Source organism: Sandaracinaceae bacterium (assembly GCA_020633055.1).
In the GTDB taxonomy this organism is placed as follows: Bacteria; Myxococcota_A; Polyangia; order Polyangiales; family Houyiibacteriaceae; genus JADJJE01.
In genome coordinates this window covers 242,973-261,421 of sequence record JACKEJ010000009.1, presented here as the reverse complement: position 1 = coordinate 261,421, position 18,449 = coordinate 242,973, and the positions used below count along the sequence as shown (strand labels likewise).

The following is an 18,449-nucleotide window of genomic DNA, read 5'->3' as shown; positions in this document are numbered from 1 at the left end:
GCTAAGAAGTTCTTAACGGTCCGAGAGGCGCGTGGGTGCCCCCCGAGAGCGCCCCTCAGCGCGTCTCGAGGACGACCTCGCAGTCACGCTCCAGCACGAAGCGACCGCGCTTGACGGACACGAGGCGCACGTCGGGGCAGCGCTCTTCGAGCCGCTTGCGCAACAAGATGAGGCGGCTCTCGAGGTTGTCGCGCAGCGCCGGCAGGCCCAGGCTCGCGTCCATCCGCAGCTCGCGGTTGGTGAACTCGCAGCGCCCGTCGGCGTGCTCGCTGAGGAGCTTCCACAAGATGCGCGCCGGCACGTTGCGGATGAGGTACTCGCCGTCCACGAAGACGCTCTCGTCGGCCGAGAACCAGGTGAAGCGCCGCGTGCGCGCTGGGAGCGGGTGGGACTCGGGGCACGGCGCGTCGGCTTCGTCTTCGTCGTCTCGGTCCGAGAGCACCGCGATGGCCGACGCGGCCTGGTTCGCGAGCAAGGTCAGGTAGGCCTGATGCCACTCCTCGAACGCCAGCGGGTCGCGGCTCTCGAGCGCCAGGACACCCACCAAGCGGTCGTCCGCGACGAGCGGCAGGGCCAGCTGCGCCTGCGCGTCGTGCAGCTCGGGGAGCGGGATGTCTCCCTCCAGCGGAGCCCCGCCTTCCCGCGCGGCGACGTGGACGGCGCGCGCGTAGCGTCGCACCGCGTGCATGCCACTCAACGCGAGCGGCATCCGCGAGGCCGCCACCGCACCGATGAGCCCTTCGCCGACCTGCACCTCCGCGCCCGCGCCGCTGCGCTCGTAGCCCTTGCTGTCGATGGCCGTGAGGCGCCCTCGCGCCTCGTCGTGCAAGAGGAGCACGGCGTGGGGTGCCGCGAGCAGCGACGTGACGCTCTCGAGCAGCGCCCCGAAGAGCTCGTCCAGCGTGCGGGCCCGACACATGCGAGCGCTCAGCTGCTGTAGGCCGCGCAGCTCCGCGCGACGCATCTCGGTGTCGCGCGGCACGTTCGGCGACGCGCGTTGCGGTTCTGCCCCCGCGGGCGACAAGGCGCCCGTGACCTCCGCGATGGAGCACACCTCGTAGACGTCTGCGCTGAGCAGCTTGAAGATGCCCTGCATGCCCGTCACGCGCGCGATGGCGTCGATGCGCGAAGACATCTCGTCGAACAGCGGCCCGCTCGTCTCGGCCCGCTGGAAGCGCAGCGCGAGCACGTAGGGCTGGAGCGTGACCGGGTGCCAGAGGCGCACGCTGGCGTACGGGTTCTGGTCGACGTTGCGGCGCGTCTTGTTGAAGAACTGGCACGAGAGGGCGACGTGCTGCTCGTCCAGGTAGTGCACCTGGCTCAGCAGGGTCACGTTGGGCACGCCGTCCGCGTCACACGTGGCGATGCTCGCAGGCGTGACGCCTTGAAAACATGGGGCGAGGTCCGAGAGCTTCACGCGTCCCCCGTCGACTGGACAGCCTTGCCCGCCCCCGGGCCCGGAGTCTGCTCGTACACCTCGTCGTACGCGAACTCGATCGCGCGACACGGCGAGAACACGAGCCGCTCGATGACCTCGGGCGCGACGCCGATCACGGCGTACTCGGCCATCAGGCGCCCCACGAAGGCCCGCACCTCTTCGGCCTCCTCCGCGGTCTCGGCGCGCACGGCGGTGACCCTCCCCTTCAGTTGGTAGCCACGATGTGTGGTGGGCTGGTCGAACAGCACCGCGATGGCTCCGTTGTCGAGGACGTTGGCGACCGCCTGCGCGCACTCGTGCTCTGGGACGTACACCACGGCCCGCCCCTCCGAGAGCAGCTTGACGGCAGAGCCCGAGACCCCGTGCGGCACCCGCTGGGCGTCCCGGGTACCGACGAAGACGCCGAGCCCGAGCTCGAGGAACGCTGCAATGTCGACCTTGTCCACGTCGGGTACCGCTGAATGAGCGAGGGGTACCACGAACACCGTGTGCGCTCACCCCGGAACGGGCTGCTATCGTGCGCGCCATGCGCCTCTACGCCTTCTACCGGAGCAGCGCGAGCTATCGCGTGCGCCTAGCCCTTGCCCACAAGCAGCTGCCTTACACGGTGGTCCCGGTCGCCCTCGGCACTGGGGCACAGCGCGAAGCGGAGCACCGCGCGCGCAACCCCATGGGCCAGGTGCCCGTCCTCGAGCTCGGCGCCGACCAGGGCCACGCGCAGCTGGCGCAGTCGGTCGCCATCATGGAGTACCTGGAGGAGGTCCATCCCGAGCCTGCGCTGCTGCCAAGCACGCCCCTCGAGCGCGCCCGCGTCCGCGAGCTGGTGGAGCTGGTGAACTCGGGCATCCAGCCGCTCCAGAACCTGTCGGTGCTGCAGCACGTCACCAGCCTGGGCGCGGACTTCGGAGACTGGGCCCGGCACTTCGTGGGGCGGGGCCTCGTCGCACTCGAAGAGCGCTCGCGTGCCACGCGTGGGGCCTTTCTGTTCGGGGACACGCCCACCCTCGCCGACGTGTGCTTGGTGCCGCAGATGTACAACGCGCGTGTGCTGGGCGTGTCGCTGGACGCCCTCGGGGCCCTGGTGGACATCGACGCCCGCGCGCAGGCGCTGGCCGGTTGGGCCGCCGCGCACCCGGACGCCCAGCCCGACAGCCCGCCGAGCTGAGCGGCAGATTGAACCGCCATTCATTTCAGCGCACACTCCCCGACATGGCACTACTGGACACCGAGATCCTCCGCAGCAACGCCCGCATGGTGAGCACCATCGGCTACGGCATCTGGCTGGCCGGATACAAGCTGCGCGACAAGCAGAACCTCAGCCCGGCGGTGCTGCTGGAGCGGCACGCGGCGCGGCAGCCCAACCACCCGGCGCTCTTGTTCGAGGGCCGCAAGCTCACGTACCAGGAGCTCAACGCGCGGGCCAACCAGTACGCGCACGCCCTCGAGCGGCTCGGTGTCCAGAAGGGGCAGGTCGTCGCGCTGCTGATGGACAACCGCATCGAGTACCTGGTGGCCTGCATGGGCGCGAACAAGATCGGCGTGGTCAGCGCGCTGATCAACACGCACGTGGTGGGCACGCAGCTGGCCCATGCGCTGAAGATCTGCGAGCCCTCCTACATCCTGCTGGGCGCAGAGCACACGGAGAGCGTGCGCGACCTGGGCGACGCGCTGCCCGTGCCCGCCGAGCGCGTGCTCATGATGCGTGACGGCGACCTGCGCGCCGAGCTACCCGGCAGCGTGGACTTCGACGCCATCATCGACGCAGCGCCCGCGCACAACCCCGAGCAGAGCACCAAGCAGAGCATCCACGACCCGTTCGTCTACATCTACACCTCGGGCACCACCGGGCTGCCCAAGGCCGCGATGATGAAGAACCAGCGCGTCATGAAGGCCATGTTCGTGTTCGCGGGGCCGGTGGCGCACATCACGCCCAGCGACGTGGTCTACACCTCGGGCCTGCCCTTCTATCACTCGAGCGGCTTCATCCTGGGCTACGGCATGGCCCTCGTCGGCGGCGCCACCTGCTCGCTGCGCCGCAAGTTCTCCGCCAGCCAGCACTTCGACGACTGCGAGCGCGACGGGGCCACGGTGTTCGCCTACATCGGCGAGCTGTGCCGCTACCTGATGAGCAGCGACGTGCGCCCGTCCGAGAAGCGCCACAAGCTGCGCATGGTGGTGGGCGCTGGGCTGCGTCCCGACATCTGGGGCCCGTTCGTCGAGCGCTTCAACATCCCGACGGTGCGTGAGTTCTACGGCGCCACGGAGGGCAACGTGGGCATCGTCAACTTCGACGGGAAGCCCGGCATGCTGGGGCGGCTCATGCCCGGTCAGGTGGTGGCCAAGGCCGAGGAGGGCACGGCCGACGTCTCGCGCGACGCGCAGACGAACCTGTGCACCAAGGCCAAGCCCGGCGAGGACGGCATCCTGCTCGGTCAGATCAACAAGGTGAACAGCTTCGACGGCTACGTGGACAAGCAGAAGAACGCCGGCAAGGTGCTGGAGAACCCGTTCGGCGACGGCAAGAACTACTTCAACACGGGCGACCTCGTGCGCCTGCACGACCACAGCTACGTGTCGTTCCAGGATCGACTGGGAGACACGTACCGCTGGAAGGGCGAAAACGTCGCCACCAGCGAGGTGGCGCTGGTGCTCACGGACGCGGCGTGCATCCGCGAAGCCAACGTGTACGGCGTGGAGGTGCCCGGCTGCGACGGGCGCGCGGGCATGGCGGCCGTGGTGACCAACGGCGAGCTGGACGTGCCTGCCCTGTCCGCGCACGTCGAGAAGAGCCTGCCGGCCTACTCGCGGCCGCTCTTCATCCGCGTGCAGCGTGAGCTGCAGCTCACCGCCAGCTTCAAGTACGTGAAGACCGAGCTCAAGGCCGAGGGCTTCGACCCGAGCGCCGTGGGGGACGACCCGCTCTACTTCTGGAACGGCCGCAGCTACGAGCCGCTCACGAGCGCCCTGCACGAGCAGATCGTGTCCGGCGCGCTGCGCATCTGAGCGACCCGACGGCAGAGACGCGACCCATCGTGCATGCTGTCGTGGTCTCGCGGCGCCCCCGGGCCGTTCCAAGGGTGCCGCCGACGATGGCTTCAGGTGCGGCCGTACACCGGCACCAGCGCGCCGCGTGTGCTGCGGTTGCTGGGCGACGCCAGGAACGCGATGGTCGCGGCCACGTCGTCCGTGGTGGGCCACGCGCCGTGGTCGGCGTCCGGCATGGAGGCCACATTGGCAGGCGTGTTCATGGTGGAGGGCACCACGGCGTTGACCCAGATGCCGCGCTCACGCACCTCCTCGGCCAGGGAGAGCGTGAGGCCTGCCACGGCGGCCTTGGTCAGGCTGTACGCGACGAGTCCGCCGGTCGGCACCAGCGCGGGCTTGGCGGCCACGTTCACGATGCGCCCTTCCCCACTCATGCAGCGCACGGCCTCGCGACAGCTCAGGAAGCACGTGGTGAGGTTGAGGTCCACCAGCTTCTGATAATCCGCGACGCTCGTGTCCTCGATGGGCGCCATGGAGAAGCCGCCCGCGAGGTGGATGGACGCGTAGAGCGGCCCTTCGACGCTGCCAAAGAACGCCGCGCAGCTGGCCTCGTCGCGCAGGTCGACGCCCTCCACCGCGTGCACCTGCTTGACGTACGGGAAGCCCTCGAGCTCGCGCGGGAACATGACCGGGATGTGCACCTGCGCGCCGCGCGTGAGGAGCGCCCCCACGACGGAGCGCCCGAGCGCCCCCGTTCCACCGGTGACGACGACGTGCTGACCTTCGAACTCGGATGTGTGGCTCACCGCGCAACCATACCCGGCGGCGCGCGGCGCGCCTACTGCTCCGCGACGTGGGCCAGCGGGGTCATGATCTCCACCAGCCGCCGCACCGTCTCGTCCACCATGTAGGCGTTCACCTCGGGGAACGCGGGCGCAACCGTGAGGCAGCCGCCGCTGTTCGCGCCCCACTCCATGCAGAAGAACCCACCGATGGAGGTGGTGCCGCAGCGTGTTCCGTCGTCCTGCCCGTAGATGATGAAGGTGGGGCTGTACTGGTGGGTGAACTGTGCGCGGTGCGGCCCGCGCGGGAACGTAACGGGCTCCGGGAGCAGGTCGCTGGCCCGCAGCGTCATCTCGCCGCTCCACAAGATGTCGCCCGTGTCGGTGGCCACGAGCGCCACGTCGAGCAGCGCCTCGAGGGGCTGGATGCGCAGCGGCTCACAGCGCGCCGGCCCCGGGAAGTACACGATCGGCCGGTCGGTGTAGCCGAGCCGCGACGAGCGCACGAGCAGCGCCAGCGACGCGTCGATGCGCGGCCCCACCTCCATGGCCAGCTGCAACAGCGTCACGGCGCCTTGCTCGCGCGCGAGCGCATCGAAGCGCGCCGACACGGCCTCGTCCGAGAGCGCCGACGTGAGGGTGTCCTCGGCGATGGGCTGCAACCCCGCGTCCAGCAGGTGCCGCTCGAACGCCGACGCCACGGTCGCGTACTCGGGGATGACGGCGCGCCCGCTGTCGACGGCCTCGGCGTAGCCCTCGTCGATCTTGTCGGCTTGATCGGCGAGCGTGGGGGCGACCACCTGCAGGTAGGCCGGGGTGACCACGAAGACCCGCCCGTTGCCGATGGCGAAGGGGGAGTTCGTGACGCGCGGCGCCGCCGAGGGCGTGGGATACCCCACGGCCGTGACGGTGGTCATGGGGGTGCAGCCGGAAGTTCCGGCGAGGGTCATGGCGAGGATGCAGACGGATGCGACGGCGACGCGGCGGTGGCTCATGCACCTGATCTACCATCCACACGCCAAGTTCGTCTCCCGTCATGGGCCCGCATTGGGCCTGGATCCGCGCTTGGCTGCGCCCGTACTCTCACGCACATGCAGCCCGCGCCGTGGCTCGGCTTCCTCACTCTCGTGGTCGCGTCCGCCCTCGCGCCCGCCTGCTCGTCGGCGGCGGGGAGCGCACCGAGCTCCCATCCACCTCCCTCTGGCGCGGAACCCCCGCTTCGAGGGGCTTACGAGGTGACGGCGATGTCGCGGGGGACGGGAGGACTCGCCTCGGCGTTCGCCCTCCAGCAGACGCACCAGGCAGACGGGTCGCGGCTCGTATTCGACTTCCGCGACGACTCCGTGGAGGTGACATTGTGGCTCATGGAGGCGGTGGAGCTGGCCCAACCAGCGTCGGCCGCAGCGCTCGTCATGGTATCCACATGCGTCGTGTCCAGCGCGGACCCGTGGAGCGACCAGGGCTTTGCCCTGCGCGGCGGCTCGCAGACTGCCGGGGCCTCAGCGTTCGTGGTCAGCCAGGGGTTGGGAGAGTCGGGGGGCGCCCTGCCCGACGCGCGCCGCGCAGGCCCCGCGTGCACCCTATCCCTCGAGCCGGACACGTTCGTGATCGTCGCGCGCGGCCCCGCAGGCGCTGACGGGCGCCCGCGTACGATCACGCTACATCACGGGGCGCGACAGGAGTCGATCATCGAGCTGGAGGCAGCGACCCACTCGCCCCTGCTCGACACCCGCGCGCTCGCTGAAGCCACGACCCCGCCCCCGGGCCGAGGCTCGAGCCCCACCGACGTGGGTGCGCGTTCAACGGCGCCGACGGTGCTGCACATCACGGTGGCGGCGGATGAGACGCTCCAATTGCGCCTCCTTGGGGACGGCGCGGACGCCTTGGTGTCTGCCGTGAGCCTCGTCGAACTCGCCGAGCGTGCCCGGGCGGCGCGCGCACGAGATCCCAGGACGCACGCGGTGCTGGTGGTGGACCCAACCGTTCCCTATGGCGCCGTGGATGCAGTGGTGGACGCGCTGCGCGTGGGAGGCGTCACTCGGTTCAGCCTCTCGAGGCCAGCGCCCTAAGCGCGAGTTCGCCATGCGAGCGCCCGATGGAAGACGCGCGCGACGCGCTACGAGGCCGGCGGCGCGGTGCGCACTACGCGGAACCCGTGGCAGTCGCGGCCCCACGAGCCGGCATCGCGCACGAAGTAGTTCGGGCGGAGGTCACGGAGGTCCGAGCGAAAGCACGTCCCCGCGGCGAGGAACCACCGCTGCTGCGTCAAGTGGCGACGAAAGCGATGCACCTCGTCGAACGGAGGGACCTCGACGTCGAGCCACTCTTCGACGTTCCCTAGCGTGTCGTAGATGCCGTGCTCGTTGGGCAGCCTGGTCGCGACGACCGTGACGCGGCGCGGGGTGGGCCCGGCTGCGTTCGCGTAGCGGTGCGCGCGCCGACGGCTCTGGTGGAGCGCCGAGACGCCGCCGTATGCGTCCCACTCGGCGCGGTTCGGAAGACGATAGCCCGAGCAAGAAGGTCCCACCGATTCGACCGTGGCGCAGTAGAGACCCGTCTCGTGGCTGTAGGCTCGACCGGGCGCGCTTCGCTGGTACGGCGGCGCCTCCGAACAATCGGAAAGCTGGTAGCACGCCGACAGCCCTTCGCGCTGGCTCAGCGCGTTGGCGAACGCCGCGGCGTCGTACCATGACACCATCCGCACCGGGCAGTCGTCGCAGTCGGACCCGTAGGGCTCGGTGCCCATGACGTCGCGCCACTGGCCACGCGTGACCTCCGTGACGCCAACGAGCAGGTCGTGGGCGTCGCCCCCGCCCGACGATGGAACGCTGACCGAGACGAAGCTGGGTCGTGACGCATCGACGCTCGGTACGATGGGTCGTAGGCACCCACAGGTCGCGAGCGCGACGAGCGCAGCGAACGCGTGAAGGGAGGCCGCAGCGAGCGTCTGAGGACGGTCGCTGCGCTGGATGGAGGGGCGCGTTGGGGGAGCTCCTGAGTCCGACATCTCCTCGTGATGCCAAGCTCCCGACGCGGCTGTCAACGTTGAGCGCGATCACCGGACCATGGTCGGGTCTCGCGCACCGACACGCGGTCCTCACGCGTGCTCGCGCGCCGACCGCGCGTCGGTTCGCGATCGCGCTGCAAGAGGTGGCCAGGGGCGCTCCCGCTGTGCGAAGGTAGCGACGATGAACGCCCCGCTCGACGCCGCCCCGGATCTCCTCCGCACCCCCGCCCGCCGCCCCCCGGTGCGCATCACGACACCGCACGCCCTGCGCGTGCTGATGTGCCTGACCTTCGCCCTCGGTCTGCCGCTCAGCGGGTGCGCGGGGTCGAGCGGGAGCACTGGGGACACGAGCGAGCAAGCGAGCGAAGACGACGACGACTGGGGCGACGAGGTGCCCGAGAACACCGGCACGGAGTACCACGGCAGCGCCATCGAGGCCCTCGGCATCACCGGGCCGGACACCCCGTGGGCCGACATGAACGAGGAGGAGCGCGAGTTCTACATGATCGGCAAGGTGCTCCCGATCATGCACGAGCTGTTCGCGCGCCACGACCCGCAGGAGTATCAGGGCTTCAGCTGCGAGACCTGCCACGGCACGAACATGCGCGAGGTGCACTTCGAGATGCCCGTGGCCACCATCTTCCGGCTGCCCGAGCCCGGCAGCTCGGGCTGGGCCGCGATGGAGGCCACTCAGGGCGACGCCGTGCGCTTCATGCGCGACGAGGTCACGCCCACCATGGGCACGCTGCTCGGCATGGAGGACTACACCTGCTTCCACTGCCACACGCGCCGCTGAGCGCCTCGCGCGTGGAGTGCCGCGGCGTCACGCGCACCGTCGCGGGACGCACGGCGTAGCGCGGCCTCGCGCGCGGCTTCGTCCAGCTCACGCACCTTGTAGACCGTGCGTGACGCGACGGGCGCGAAGCCGACGAAGTCGAGCGTGGCGCTGATGAACGAGCGGTGCACCGCCCGCCCGTGCTTCAGCCGGTACCACCAAGACGGGCTGTCCATGGTGGTGATGAGCCTCGCGGAGCGGCCCGCGAAGAGCCCCGTCGGCAGCGACGCGCCGGGCTCGAAACGGAAGGCCACGCCGGGCAAGAACGTGCGGTCGACGAAGCCCTTCACGAGCGCGGGAGGCGCGGCCCACCACGTGGGAAACGCGAAGACCACATGCCCTGCGCGGAGAATGGCCTCGTGCACGCGCACGAGGTCGGGCTCGAGTGGCTGCTCGCCATGGAAGCCGTGATGCAGCACAGGGTCGAAGCGCAGCTCGGCCAGGCGCACGGTCTCGACGACGGAGCCAGCGGCGCGCGCCCCTTCGGCGTAGGCACGGGCGAGACCGCCCACGAAGCTCTGGCCGTCGGGGTGGCCCTCGATGACGAGGATGGAGGAGCGAGTGGTGGTGAGTGACATGCCCCTCGATGTAGCGACGGGCGGTCTGGCCGAGAACGCCGATCCGCGGCTAGGGGGCATGCACAGATGCATGACCTGGCGCCATGACATGACACGCGACGCATGACTGACTTCCAACCGAAAGGATTGTGTAGGATGACCGTCATGAAGTGGACGCGGCGCAAACTCCTGATCGCCTCGGCGGGTGCAGCCACCCTCGTGATCCCCGGCTGCCGTGACCGGCCCCCCGACAACCCACCTCCGGGCAACCTGATGCCGCCCGAGCCGCAGCCCGAGGACCCGCCGCCGACGCCGGGCAATCTCATGCCGCCGCCCGAGGAGCCGGAGCAAGAGCCCGTGCCGCCGGCGGATCCACCGCCGCCTCCCGGCAACCTCATGCCGCCCCCGGAGCGCCCGCGCGAGCCACCGCGACCGCCACCGCAGCCACCGCCCCCGGGCAACCTCATGCCACCGCCGCCGCCCCCGCAGGGCACGCCCACTCCCAACCCATGACGCTCGAGGTCTTCGAGCTGGAGATGCTCGGCGGAGGCTGGGAGCGGCGCTACCGCGCGCTGCGCCCGGAGGTCGAGGCCATGCCGTGGGGCACCCTCGACCCCAGCGAGCACCCCCCCGAGCTCGTGCTGGCGGCGCGCAAGAGCTGGACCGGCGCCGCGTTCCAAGAGCATCGCACGGGCGCCGCGTGCGCGGAGACGCTGCGCTGCTTGATCGAGGCCCGCGCGCCGCTCGACCTGATCGCCGTCGCCAGTCGCTTCCCGCTGGACGAGATGGTGCACGTGGAGCTGTGCGCGCGCATGGCCATGGAGCTGGGCGGCGGCACCGAGATCCTGCACGACCCGGACGCGATGATCATGCGCGCCAACCGCGACGTCTCGCCGCTGCTGCGCGCGGCCGAGCTGGTGGTGTTCAACTTCTGCGTGGGGGAGGCGCTCTCCATCCCGCTCATCCGGGGCACCTGGCACGCGTCGGTGCACCCGCTGCCGCGCGCCATCCTGGGGCGCATCGTGAAGGACGAGGCGGCGCATGGCGTGTTCGGCTTCACCTTCCTGGACTGGGCCGAGCCGCTGTTGTCCGCAGAGGACAAGGCACACCTCGCGCGCGTGGCGCGGCAGGGCATCGAGGGCATCCACACGCTGTGGGACGACATCGCGCGGCGCCCCGCGGGCCCGGACAGCAGCGTGCACGCGCTGGGGTGGATGCGCACGGACGCGTACCTCGCGCTAGCCGAGCGCTCGCTCGAGACGCAGGTGGTGCAGCCGCTGCGCGCGCGTGGGGTGATGGTGTCGGGGGCTCGATAGCGCGCGACGACGCCGACGGATGGTCGTCGCCGCGGGCGAGGCGTCCACCGCGCCAGCGACGTCAGCGAGCTCGAGCCTTCGCGAAGCGCGCCTCGGCCTGCTTCAGCCAGCTCTGCGCGAGCTCGAGGTTGGGGCTCCCTGGGCCGTAGGCCGGGTGCGTGCTGTCGCGAGCCTGTGCCACGGCCAGGCGCCGCTCGACGAGCGCACCGTCGTAGTCGCCGCGTGCCTCGTGGAGCTCCGCGCGCAGGTTGTGCTCCGGCACGTCGAGTCCTCGCTTGGCCGCGACGTGCTCGATGCGCGCGATGACCGCCTCGGCGTCCTCGTGGCGCTCCAGCTGCACCAGGTCGCGAAACACGCCCACCAGCAGCGCGCTGCGCTCCACCAACGCGTCGGCCGTGCGGCGCTTCGCCAGCCTGTCGTCCACCTCGAGGTGCAGGGTCACCGACAGCGCGAGCTCCCCCGCCCGCTTGGCCGCCGCCGCGAGCGCGAAGGTGGGCTGCAGCAGCAGCGGCGAATCCGCACCCAGCAAGCCCTCGACCTGCTTCAGGCGTTCGCGACGGTGGCGCAGCGCATCCGCCGCGGCGAGGCCGTACTCGGGGTCGAGCTGGTTCAGCGTCTCCGCCTCGGGGTCTCCCTGGGTGCGCAGCGCCCCGACGAGCAGCCGCAGCGCACGCAGGGTGTGCCGCGCGGGCAAGGGCGCTTCCGCGCGTCGCGCCTCGAACAGCGCGCGGGCCTCGTCCACCACGGGCTCCGAGCGCTGGAGCACGAGCCGCACCGCACGCTCGGGGTGCGCCTGGGACGCTGCGAACAGCGCCGCACGCTGCACCGGGCCCGGCTTGGCCGCGTAGGCCAGCCCCGCCTTCACCTGCGGGTCACTTCCGTGCGCCTTGCGCGCCTTGCCCGTCATGTTCGCCATGAGCAGGCCGAAGGCCCAACGCGCGCGGTCATCGTCCGTCGCGTCGGGCTGGGCTGCGGCTTCCCCCATGACCTTGGCCTCGCGCACGAGCGACGGCAGGTCGTCGTCGATGGCGCTCTCCTCGGCGAGGATCGCCCGCTGCCGCAGCAGCGGGGTGAGCGCGGTGGGGTCGCTCTTGGCGCGCTTCTTCAGGGTGCGCAGCTCCACGTTCAGCAGCTCCGCGGCCACGGCCAGCTCTCCCAGCGCGAGCACGGCACCTACATCACCGGGAATGGTCATGGGGCGAGTATGCCGCCGCTGCCCGTACGACGGACACCGGTCGACACGGACGCGGGATACAGGCACAGGTCGAGCTGGCGCCCGCGGACGTCGTGCTACGCTCCCGCGATGCGACTCGTGGCATTCGGAGCGGTCATCTTGGCTCTCGCGTGCAACCGGGGCGGCTCTTCTGCGAGCCCCACCACGCCCGCCATGGTGCTGGACTCAGCCGATACGGCGTTGACTGGGTGCCGCGCGCCGGGCGCCGAACGGCTGGCAACGCTGGCGCTCGGCGAGCAAGCCACCACCCAAGGCGACCACCTCGACAACGCGTTGTCCATCGAGCTGGCAGCACTCACTCCAGACCTCGCGGCACGCGACTTGCGGGTAGCTGTCGCCACCCCCGCTCAGCTGGACGACGACTCCACCGCCGAGTTGCTCGTGTTCACGGAGCCAAGCATGACGGAGGGCGCGTACGAAGCGCGCACGTTCGGCCTCCACTTCTACGATTGCACGGCGGACGGCCTCCTCCCGCTCGCGCCGCCGGACGACCGCTTCGCCGATGCCGTGTCCATCGAGGTGCTGTCGGGGGAGCTCGTCAGACCGACCGTGGGAGGACCCACGCACACGTCGATTCGCCTACGCATCACCCAGCCCACGATGGAGTACCTCGTCGTCGAGTACCTCATCGGCCGGCCTTCCGCGGGCCTCACCGTACAGCGGCCACGAGGGGGGGCGTTGGGTGTCCTCGAACGTTGGGAGATCGGGGGGCAGGTGCTCGTCCCAGGGTCGAGCGTCGACTACGCGCGGACGGATGTCCTGGCCGCCTCCGGCTGGTACCCGCACGGACCGACGAGCGCCGTCTACTTGGCCCTGCGCGCGTCCAGCGGTCCAGACGCGCTGCCTGCCACGTCGGCCTTTGGCGCGCTGGTCACAGGGCTCGACGGGACCGGCGCGAATGGCCGCGATCCGTTCGAGCCCGCATGGGCACTCCTCGGGACGGGCCCGCGGCCGACCTGGTGCGACGCGCCCGCGACGCAGGTGCGCTGTGCGGTACTGGAAGACGACGCGTACGAGTTGGGGTTCGGGTGGATCGCAGGCACGTGGCCAGACAGCGATGCAGCACGCGCCGCGACGGTGGCGGCGGATGTGCCCCTCGCCGACGGGACGTGGCTGTACCTAGGCGCCGTGGAGGAAGGCGACTCACCGCCTCCGAGCCCTACCGGAGAGCGCGACGTCATCACCTCGATCCCTCTCTCGGTGGTTCGCTAGACTCGAGCGCGGCTCAACGAAGCGGCGCGACGGTACGCACCAGGCCGTAGGCGCTGGGGACGACGAGGTGGTCGTCCACGTCGAAGAACGGAGGCGCTTGGTTCACGCGGAGCTCTTCATCCTCGACGTGCGGTGTTCCAACGTGGACCCACCGACCGCCACGATGGAGGTAGACGGATTCCTCTTGGTTCCCCGAGAGCAACGCGACGACGCCGCCTCGGCTGTTGACGGCGACGACGTCTGCCCGGAAGGTCTCGTCGTCGACCATCAGTCGGCCGTTTGCACCGCGGTCGTGGGAGCGGGCAGGGCCCGCAGTCGGACCCGAAAAGCACGCCGAGTCGCTGAGGTACAACCCCACCGCGTTGCCGAAGAGCGCACCATCTGGGGTCAGCACCTCGGCAGCGAACTCGTAAGGCTGCTCGTGCGGTGTTCCGTCAGCGTACGCGATGGTGGTGCGCGGGAGCGCCTCCCAGGTCTCGAACTCGTCCGTGGTGGCATAGAGGTTGACGGCGCACTGCCCCTCACCCTCGTCTTGTCCGAGCCACCCATCGTCGAACTCGAAGACGTGGGTCAGCACCGGCGCGGCGCGCGGTTCCGTCCACGAGCTCCCGGCATCGTCGCTGAAGCGGACTTGCCCGACGCCATTCTCGCGATAGAGGTGCGCGACGCGACCATCGCTCAGCCCGTGGAGGGTACCGAGCGACGTGGCGTTCGAGAGCCACTCCCACGCCTCGATGTCAGGGGTGTAGCGCAGGAGCTGACCGGACGCGAGAGCGAGGATCCGCCCGTCCGGCAGCGCGACGTGGTCCTCGGCATTGCGGGCCCCGACCCCGTCGTCTGGGACGTACGGAGCGAACGACTCCATCCGACCGTCGGCGCGGACCGCCACGTACGTGTAGTCCCCCAAGGTCGCGTAGACCGTCCCGGCGCGATAGCGCACCGCCTCGATACCAGACGCTTGCTGCGGAGCGAGGCGTGCGAGCAGCGCGGGCTCGATCGGAGACTCCCACGTGCGACCGTCATCGTCGGAGACCAAAGACCCCCGCGTCAGCACCCCATTGACCTCCTGATGTGTCCACGGCGCTTGGCCGGCGTCGTCGCGCCGATCGAACGAGGCGCCGCCATCGAACGAGATCTCGGTGGACACGACGATGGTGCCGCCGCGTGAGACCCACACGGGGTTGTCCGACCAGCTGATGGTCGCCCCTGCAGGGTACAGCGGGAAGAACTCCCACTCCGCATCAGAAGCCGGGACGCCGCGAACCATCCCATAGCGCGCGACGACGTAGACATCGCCGTCCGCGCCGTGATGCAACGACGGAAGGTAGGAGCGATCCGCGACGGGCATGACGGGAAGGGACACGGTCGCCCAAGAAGCCCCGGACCCTCCGTCGACCGGTATCGTGTGCAACACCGGACGGACGCCGGGCCCACCAGGGACCGATGCATCCACGGTCTCCTCGAGCATCGTCACCAGCGTGGGCCCGACCACGAGCCACGGCGTGCCCGCCGGAACGGCGTGCATGACGCGAGCCCCCGTCACGAGGTCGAGGTACTGCAGCCCACCTCCGGCTACGGCGAAGACGCCAGACGTATCGTCCGACCACTGCCAGGCTACCGGGAGCTCGGGCATCGCACGCCAGGTGCGCTGCCCGTCGACGGAGTAGTACGGTCCGGCGATGGTCGATTCGCCTCGCACTTCCAGAACCCGGACCCGGAGTCCGGCCAGTGCGCTCGGCGCCGCCACCTCCATGGGAAGGACGTCGCCTTCCTGAGCCAGCCCACCAGATCCGCCGCAGCCCGCGAGTGCGCAAACGACAACGCACGGTAGCCACTGGCGCAAGCCGGCCCGCGGCAGCCCGGTCAGCGTCGTGTTCACAAGCCGTTCCATCGTGTCGGGGTGACCTGTCACGCGATCGTCCTTCTTGGTTCGGGGCGCGGAAGCTGGAGCAAGTGCCGGGTGACAATCAGACGACATGGAGGTCCCTCGAGGGCTCGCGCAGAGTGGCGCAGGGGCACCCGCCAGAATACGACAGCACGAGCATTATTCCCCCTCCCTGTATCGCGCCGCGCTAGCCAAGACAAGGGCGTGGTGCCATCAGAACCGGCCCCCACCGCGTAGCGTTCCTGAGCGAACCGGGCCTCCGCCTGCACCCGGAGCCGCGGACGTCGACGCGGACGGCGCGGCCCCTGTGGCTCCGGCGGACCCCACGGTCGCGGTCACCGTCTGACCATTGACGGTCATGGTGAGCCGCCACCCGTCGCCTGCGCGAGTCGCCCGCCAGTCACCGAAACGCAGGTTCCCGATGGTCTGCTCACGCGTCCGGCCGGGGCACGCCAGCACCAGCTGCGCGCGCTCGGGCCGCGCGGTGCCGCGCATGCTCGCGCCGCGTGCGCTGCCATGCAGGGCCACCACGACGTCCACCTCCAGGTGGCAGCCTGCGGCGCTGTCGTCACCCACGGTGCGCGTCGTGGGTGTGTCGCGTACAGCACCGCCCGAGGCCACCACGGCCGCGCCCGCGCCGACGCCGGCGGCCAGCTGCTCGAATGACTCACGAAACTCGGCGAGTCCCTCGCCTTCCATGCGAAGCTGAAAGCGCGCCTCGCCGCTGACGGGCGTAGCCCCGTCGTCTTCCTCGCCCAAGCGCAAACTGACGTCGTTGGTGACGACGCGTGTCCCCGCGGGGAAGTCCGACATGGGCAAGTTCAGCTCACCACCGAGCCTGCCCTGGGCGCAGGCTCGGCCGATCGCCGCTTGCATGCCCCGCTGCGCGTCGAGGTCCGCGGACCCCGCGATGGCGCCCCGCAGCCGCTGCTGCACCTGCGCACACAAGAACGCCTGCCGCGCTGCCGCGTCGTCCTCGCCGGCCAGCTGGGGGTTGTCGCGCAGCGTGTCCTCGAGGGCGATGGCCGCGAGGTACTCGCCAACCTCGCTGGGGAGCGGGCGTCGCTCGCGCAGCGCGTCAGTTGCGTCGCGGACTCGCTCGACCAGCGGCCACAGGTCCGCCTCGCGCTCGGTCGACACCGCGACCGCGGCTTCGAACAGCTCGACCACGCCATACGTCTCCGGGGCCAGCCCCAGGACGGCGGACCGCACGCCCGCCTCGCGGAAGCTCTCGTAGGTCGACTCGACATCACGCTGCAGCGCCGCGGGGTTGGTCCGCGCGCGCACCAGGCGCAGCTGATCGAGCGCCAGCTCCGCGCGGGCGCGCGCCTCGATGTCCCGCTCCCGCTCGGCGCGCTCACGTGCAGCGCGCACGAGGGCTTCGCTCTCGTCCAGGACACGTCGCATCTCCTGCACCGCGCTGCGTCGCGACTCGATGTCGGAAGCCGAACGGACGCTCAGCCCGAGCGTGGTGACGGCCACGCTGGCCAAGAACAGAGCTAGCGCTGCGGGCATGGCGTCTCCTTCGTCTTCCTCAGGTCGGCGTGTCGCACGCGCGCCTGGTACGGGCTCATGGTCGCACCCCCCAGGCGGCGTTGCGCAACACCCCCGACAGACCGAGCTCCGTCGTGTCACAGCGCAACGACAGGTCGATCTGCAGCGCGTCACCACGCGCGGCCAGCTGCAGACCTGGCCCACTGCACGCGATGGGGGCCTCCTCACCCTCGGGCGACACACGAAACACACGCAGGTCTGCAGCGCCGAACGGACCTCTCCCGCGCCGACCGAGCTCGACCACGTGCTCCACCCCGTCCTCCGTCGTGCCCTGACCGCGCGGCGAGACACGCAGACGCGGCATGCGTTCGCTCGAGAGCGCCATCACGGCGCCGTGAGGACTCTCGCCGTCGCGCGGTCGCAGCGCGCCCACATACAGCTGCGGGACGTGGGGTGGCGGGTCGAACGCCTCTCTGGGGTCCACGTGGAGGGCGGCGAGCCGCTCGCCTACGATGACCATCGTCCCGCCGCGCGCCAGGCGAAAGACGTGGGCCACGGCGTCGTCGTTCCAGCCCGGCAAGACGATGGCGGAGGTCACGAAGAACGCGGGGCCCGCCGCGAGCACCACGCACTCGGGGCGCGGGTCGGCGCCCACCTGCCACGGCGTGATGGGCGCGTCTTGCACCTGGGTCGCGACGGGGCTGCGCGTACCTCCGCGGAAGTGGTCGCCTTCGAACAGCAGGGTGTCGCCCCGCTGCGGGTACACCCACGCCTCCTCCTTGGCGGCAGCGGGGTCACTCCCGGGCGGCGGCAGGCGCAGCGAGAAGACCGGCGGGGCGCCCAGCCGAGTCACGACCGCACCTTGGTCGCCGCCCGGCGCGTCGGCGCGCACGCATGGGCGGCCGAGCGGGGTGAACGCACGCTCGAGGGGGAGCCGGGACGTCGCGCGCGCCTCACCCGGCGCACCCGTCGCCTCACCGTTCGGCGCGAGCGGGTCTTCTCCCGACACATCCGCGCCCGAGGGGCCGGGCGTGTCGAGGGGAGCGCCCAGCCCGGCGTCCGATGCGCCCGTCCCGCCGAGGTTCGCGGCCCACCACGCGAGGAGCTCGCCGCGCTTCTCGAACGCCACCGCCGCGAGGGCGAGCAGCGACAGCGCCACGACCACCCAGAGGATGAGGCGCCCACCAGCATCCGGCGCGGCAGCCTCTGGAGCTCTCGGCCGCGGAGGCGATACCTGCTCACCGCCCGCCGCGGAGACGTGCGCGGCCGGTTGTGCGTGAGGCGGCGCGGCGGAGGCGGCAGCCTCTCCTTGCGGTTCAAGGGGTATTGCTAGCGCCGTTGGCGCGAGCGCGCGCGCGTCCACCGCGTTCATCTGCAGCGTGGCCGCCTGGTGCGGAGCTTCGTCCGCAAAGCGGAGCGTCACCGCGCCGAGCGAGAACGTGGCCCCGGGGAACAGGCGCAGCTGCTCGACGCGGTGACCGTGGACCATCAGCGACGCAGCCTGCGACGCGGGCTGCACGACCCAGCCCTGCGCGTCGCGCCACAGCCGCACGTGCAACCGCGACACGGTCGGGTGGGCGAGAACCAGCTGGCAGCCCGGATCGCGACCGACGGTCAGCGCGTCTCCCACGAGGGGGACCGTGCGCACGGCGAGTCCGGTGCCGTCGTCAGCGAGAATTTCCAGGTAGGCCACCGCGGGCAGCA

The 18,449-nt window shown here is 70.8% G+C and carries 17 protein-coding genes; 7 read left to right on the top strand and 10 right to left on the bottom strand.

Annotated elements, in window-relative coordinates; all coding sequences use genetic code 11:
* Positions 1 to 55: 55 nt before the first annotated feature.
* Together H6726_21155 and H6726_21150 are read right to left on the bottom strand one after the other, a co-directional pair.
* Positions 56 to 1,417: a GAF domain-containing protein gene (locus H6726_21155; GenBank protein ID MCB9660166.1), complete on the bottom strand. Its 1,362-nt coding sequence runs from the start codon at positions 1,415 to 1,417 to the stop codon at positions 56 to 58.
* Positions 1,414 to 1,884 (bottom strand): pyridoxamine 5'-phosphate oxidase family protein, encoded by a 471-nt coding sequence (locus tag H6726_21150; protein ID MCB9660165.1) that lies wholly within the window; start codon positions 1,882 to 1,884, stop codon positions 1,414 to 1,416. Before H6726_21150 ends, H6726_21155 begins: the two co-directional genes overlap by 4 nt.
* Before the next feature lie 80 nt (positions 1,885 to 1,964).
* On the opposite strand from H6726_21150, the gene maiA reads away from it, so the two are divergent.
* Positions 1,965 to 2,603, top strand: coding sequence for a maleylacetoacetate isomerase (gene maiA, locus H6726_21145; GenBank protein ID MCB9660164.1), 639 nt, complete (start codon positions 1,965 to 1,967; stop codon positions 2,601 to 2,603).
* Positions 2,604 to 2,647: 44 nt separating this feature from the next.
* Entirely contained in the window at positions 2,648 to 4,441 is a 1,794-nt protein-coding gene (locus H6726_21140; protein MCB9660163.1) for a long-chain-acyl-CoA synthetase, read from the top strand.
* Between the two features lie 92 nt (positions 4,442 to 4,533).
* On the opposite strand, the gene H6726_21135 is transcribed toward H6726_21140, so the two are convergent.
* Positions 4,534 to 5,229, bottom strand: coding sequence for an SDR family NAD(P)-dependent oxidoreductase (locus tag H6726_21135; GenBank protein MCB9660162.1), 696 nt, complete (start codon positions 5,227 to 5,229; stop codon positions 4,534 to 4,536).
* A gap of 32 nt (positions 5,230 to 5,261) precedes the next feature.
* Positions 5,262 to 6,200: a hypothetical protein gene (locus H6726_21130; protein ID MCB9660161.1), complete on the bottom strand. Its 939-nt coding sequence runs from the start codon at positions 6,198 to 6,200 to the stop codon at positions 5,262 to 5,264.
* A 96-nt stretch (positions 6,201 to 6,296) separates the two neighbouring features.
* Between H6726_21130 and H6726_21125 the strand changes: the two genes are divergently transcribed.
* Positions 6,297 to 7,274: a hypothetical protein gene (locus tag H6726_21125; GenBank protein ID MCB9660160.1), complete on the top strand. Its 978-nt coding sequence runs from the start codon at positions 6,297 to 6,299 to the stop codon at positions 7,272 to 7,274.
* Positions 7,275 to 7,321: 47 nt separating this feature from the next.
* On the opposite strand, the gene H6726_21120 is transcribed toward H6726_21125, so the two are convergent.
* The gene (locus H6726_21120) at positions 7,322 to 8,212 is read right to left on the bottom strand and encodes an SUMF1/EgtB/PvdO family nonheme iron enzyme (GenBank protein MCB9660159.1); all 891 of its coding nucleotides are present in this window, start codon (positions 8,210 to 8,212) and stop codon (positions 7,322 to 7,324) included.
* Between the two features lie 181 nt (positions 8,213 to 8,393).
* On the opposite strand from H6726_21120, the gene H6726_21115 reads away from it, so the two are divergent.
* Positions 8,394 to 9,008 (top strand): hypothetical protein, encoded by a 615-nt coding sequence (locus H6726_21115; protein ID MCB9660158.1) that lies wholly within the window; start codon positions 8,394 to 8,396, stop codon positions 9,006 to 9,008.
* Here H6726_21115 and H6726_21110 read toward each other — a convergent pair.
* The gene (locus H6726_21110) at positions 8,975 to 9,625 is read right to left on the bottom strand and encodes an NAD(P)H-dependent oxidoreductase (protein ID MCB9660157.1); all 651 of its coding nucleotides are present in this window, start codon (positions 9,623 to 9,625) and stop codon (positions 8,975 to 8,977) included. The two genes, H6726_21115 and H6726_21110, sit on opposite strands and share 34 nt — an antisense overlap.
* 135 nt (positions 9,626 to 9,760) lie before the next feature.
* On the opposite strand from H6726_21110, the gene H6726_21105 reads away from it, so the two are divergent.
* Positions 9,761 to 10,117, top strand: a complete 357-nt coding sequence (locus H6726_21105; GenBank protein ID MCB9660156.1) for a hypothetical protein — start codon at positions 9,761 to 9,763, stop codon at positions 10,115 to 10,117.
* Entirely contained in the window at positions 10,114 to 10,920 is an 807-nt protein-coding gene (locus H6726_21100; protein ID MCB9660155.1) for a hypothetical protein, read from the top strand. The genes H6726_21105 and H6726_21100 overlap by 4 nt, the downstream gene beginning before the upstream one ends.
* A 61-nt stretch (positions 10,921 to 10,981) precedes the next feature.
* Here H6726_21100 and H6726_21095 read toward each other — a convergent pair whose 3' ends face one another.
* Complete coding sequence (locus tag H6726_21095) at positions 10,982 to 12,115, bottom strand: hypothetical protein (protein ID MCB9660154.1); 1,134 nt, start codon at positions 12,113 to 12,115, stop codon at positions 10,982 to 10,984.
* 108 nt (positions 12,116 to 12,223) lie between these two features.
* Between H6726_21095 and H6726_21090 the strand changes: the two genes are divergently transcribed.
* Positions 12,224 to 13,366, top strand: coding sequence for a hypothetical protein (locus tag H6726_21090; protein ID MCB9660153.1), 1,143 nt, complete (start codon positions 12,224 to 12,226; stop codon positions 13,364 to 13,366).
* Positions 13,367 to 13,379: 13 nt separating this feature from the next.
* Here H6726_21090 and H6726_21085 read toward each other — a convergent pair whose 3' ends face one another.
* From H6726_21085 to H6726_21075, 3 genes are all read right to left on the bottom strand, one after another.
* Positions 13,380 to 15,065 (bottom strand): hypothetical protein, encoded by a 1,686-nt coding sequence (locus H6726_21085; GenBank protein ID MCB9660152.1) that lies wholly within the window; start codon positions 15,063 to 15,065, stop codon positions 13,380 to 13,382.
* A 399-nt stretch (positions 15,066 to 15,464) separates the two neighbouring features.
* Positions 15,465 to 16,766 (bottom strand): hypothetical protein, encoded by a 1,302-nt coding sequence (locus H6726_21080; protein ID MCB9660151.1) that lies wholly within the window; start codon positions 16,764 to 16,766, stop codon positions 15,465 to 15,467.
* A 55-nt stretch (positions 16,767 to 16,821) separates the two neighbouring features.
* Positions 16,822 to 18,438, bottom strand: coding sequence for an FHA domain-containing protein (locus tag H6726_21075; GenBank protein MCB9660150.1), 1,617 nt, complete (start codon positions 18,436 to 18,438; stop codon positions 16,822 to 16,824).
* Between the last annotated feature and the right edge of the window lie 11 nt (positions 18,439 to 18,449).

Bases quoted from the DNA above. Each gene is read 5' to 3' on its own strand.
- maiA (MCB9660164.1), top strand. From the start codon at position 1,965: ATGCGCCTCTACGCCTTCTACCGGAGCAGCGCGAGCTATCGCGTGCGC.
- H6726_21140 (MCB9660163.1), top strand. From the start codon at position 2,648: ATGGCACTACTGGACACCGAGATCCTCCGCAGCAACGCCCGCATGGTG.
- H6726_21130 (MCB9660161.1), bottom strand. From the start codon at position 6,200: ATGAGCCACCGCCGCGTCGCCGTCGCATCCGTCTGCATCCTCGCCATG.
- H6726_21125 (MCB9660160.1), top strand. From the start codon at position 6,297: ATGCAGCCCGCGCCGTGGCTCGGCTTCCTCACTCTCGTGGTCGCGTCC.
- H6726_21120 (MCB9660159.1), bottom strand. From the start codon at position 8,212: ATGTCGGACTCAGGAGCTCCCCCAACGCGCCCCTCCATCCAGCGCAGC.
- H6726_21115 (MCB9660158.1), top strand. From the start codon at position 8,394: ATGAACGCCCCGCTCGACGCCGCCCCGGATCTCCTCCGCACCCCCGCC.
- H6726_21110 (MCB9660157.1), bottom strand. From the start codon at position 9,625: ATGTCACTCACCACCACTCGCTCCTCCATCCTCGTCATCGAGGGCCAC.
- H6726_21105 (MCB9660156.1), top strand. From the start codon at position 9,761: ATGACCGTCATGAAGTGGACGCGGCGCAAACTCCTGATCGCCTCGGCG.
- H6726_21100 (MCB9660155.1), top strand. From the start codon at position 10,114: ATGACGCTCGAGGTCTTCGAGCTGGAGATGCTCGGCGGAGGCTGGGAG.
- H6726_21095 (MCB9660154.1), bottom strand. From the start codon at position 12,115: ATGACCATTCCCGGTGATGTAGGTGCCGTGCTCGCGCTGGGAGAGCTG.
- H6726_21090 (MCB9660153.1), top strand. From the start codon at position 12,224: ATGCGACTCGTGGCATTCGGAGCGGTCATCTTGGCTCTCGCGTGCAAC.
- H6726_21080 (MCB9660151.1), bottom strand. From the start codon at position 16,766: ATGCCCGCAGCGCTAGCTCTGTTCTTGGCCAGCGTGGCCGTCACCACG.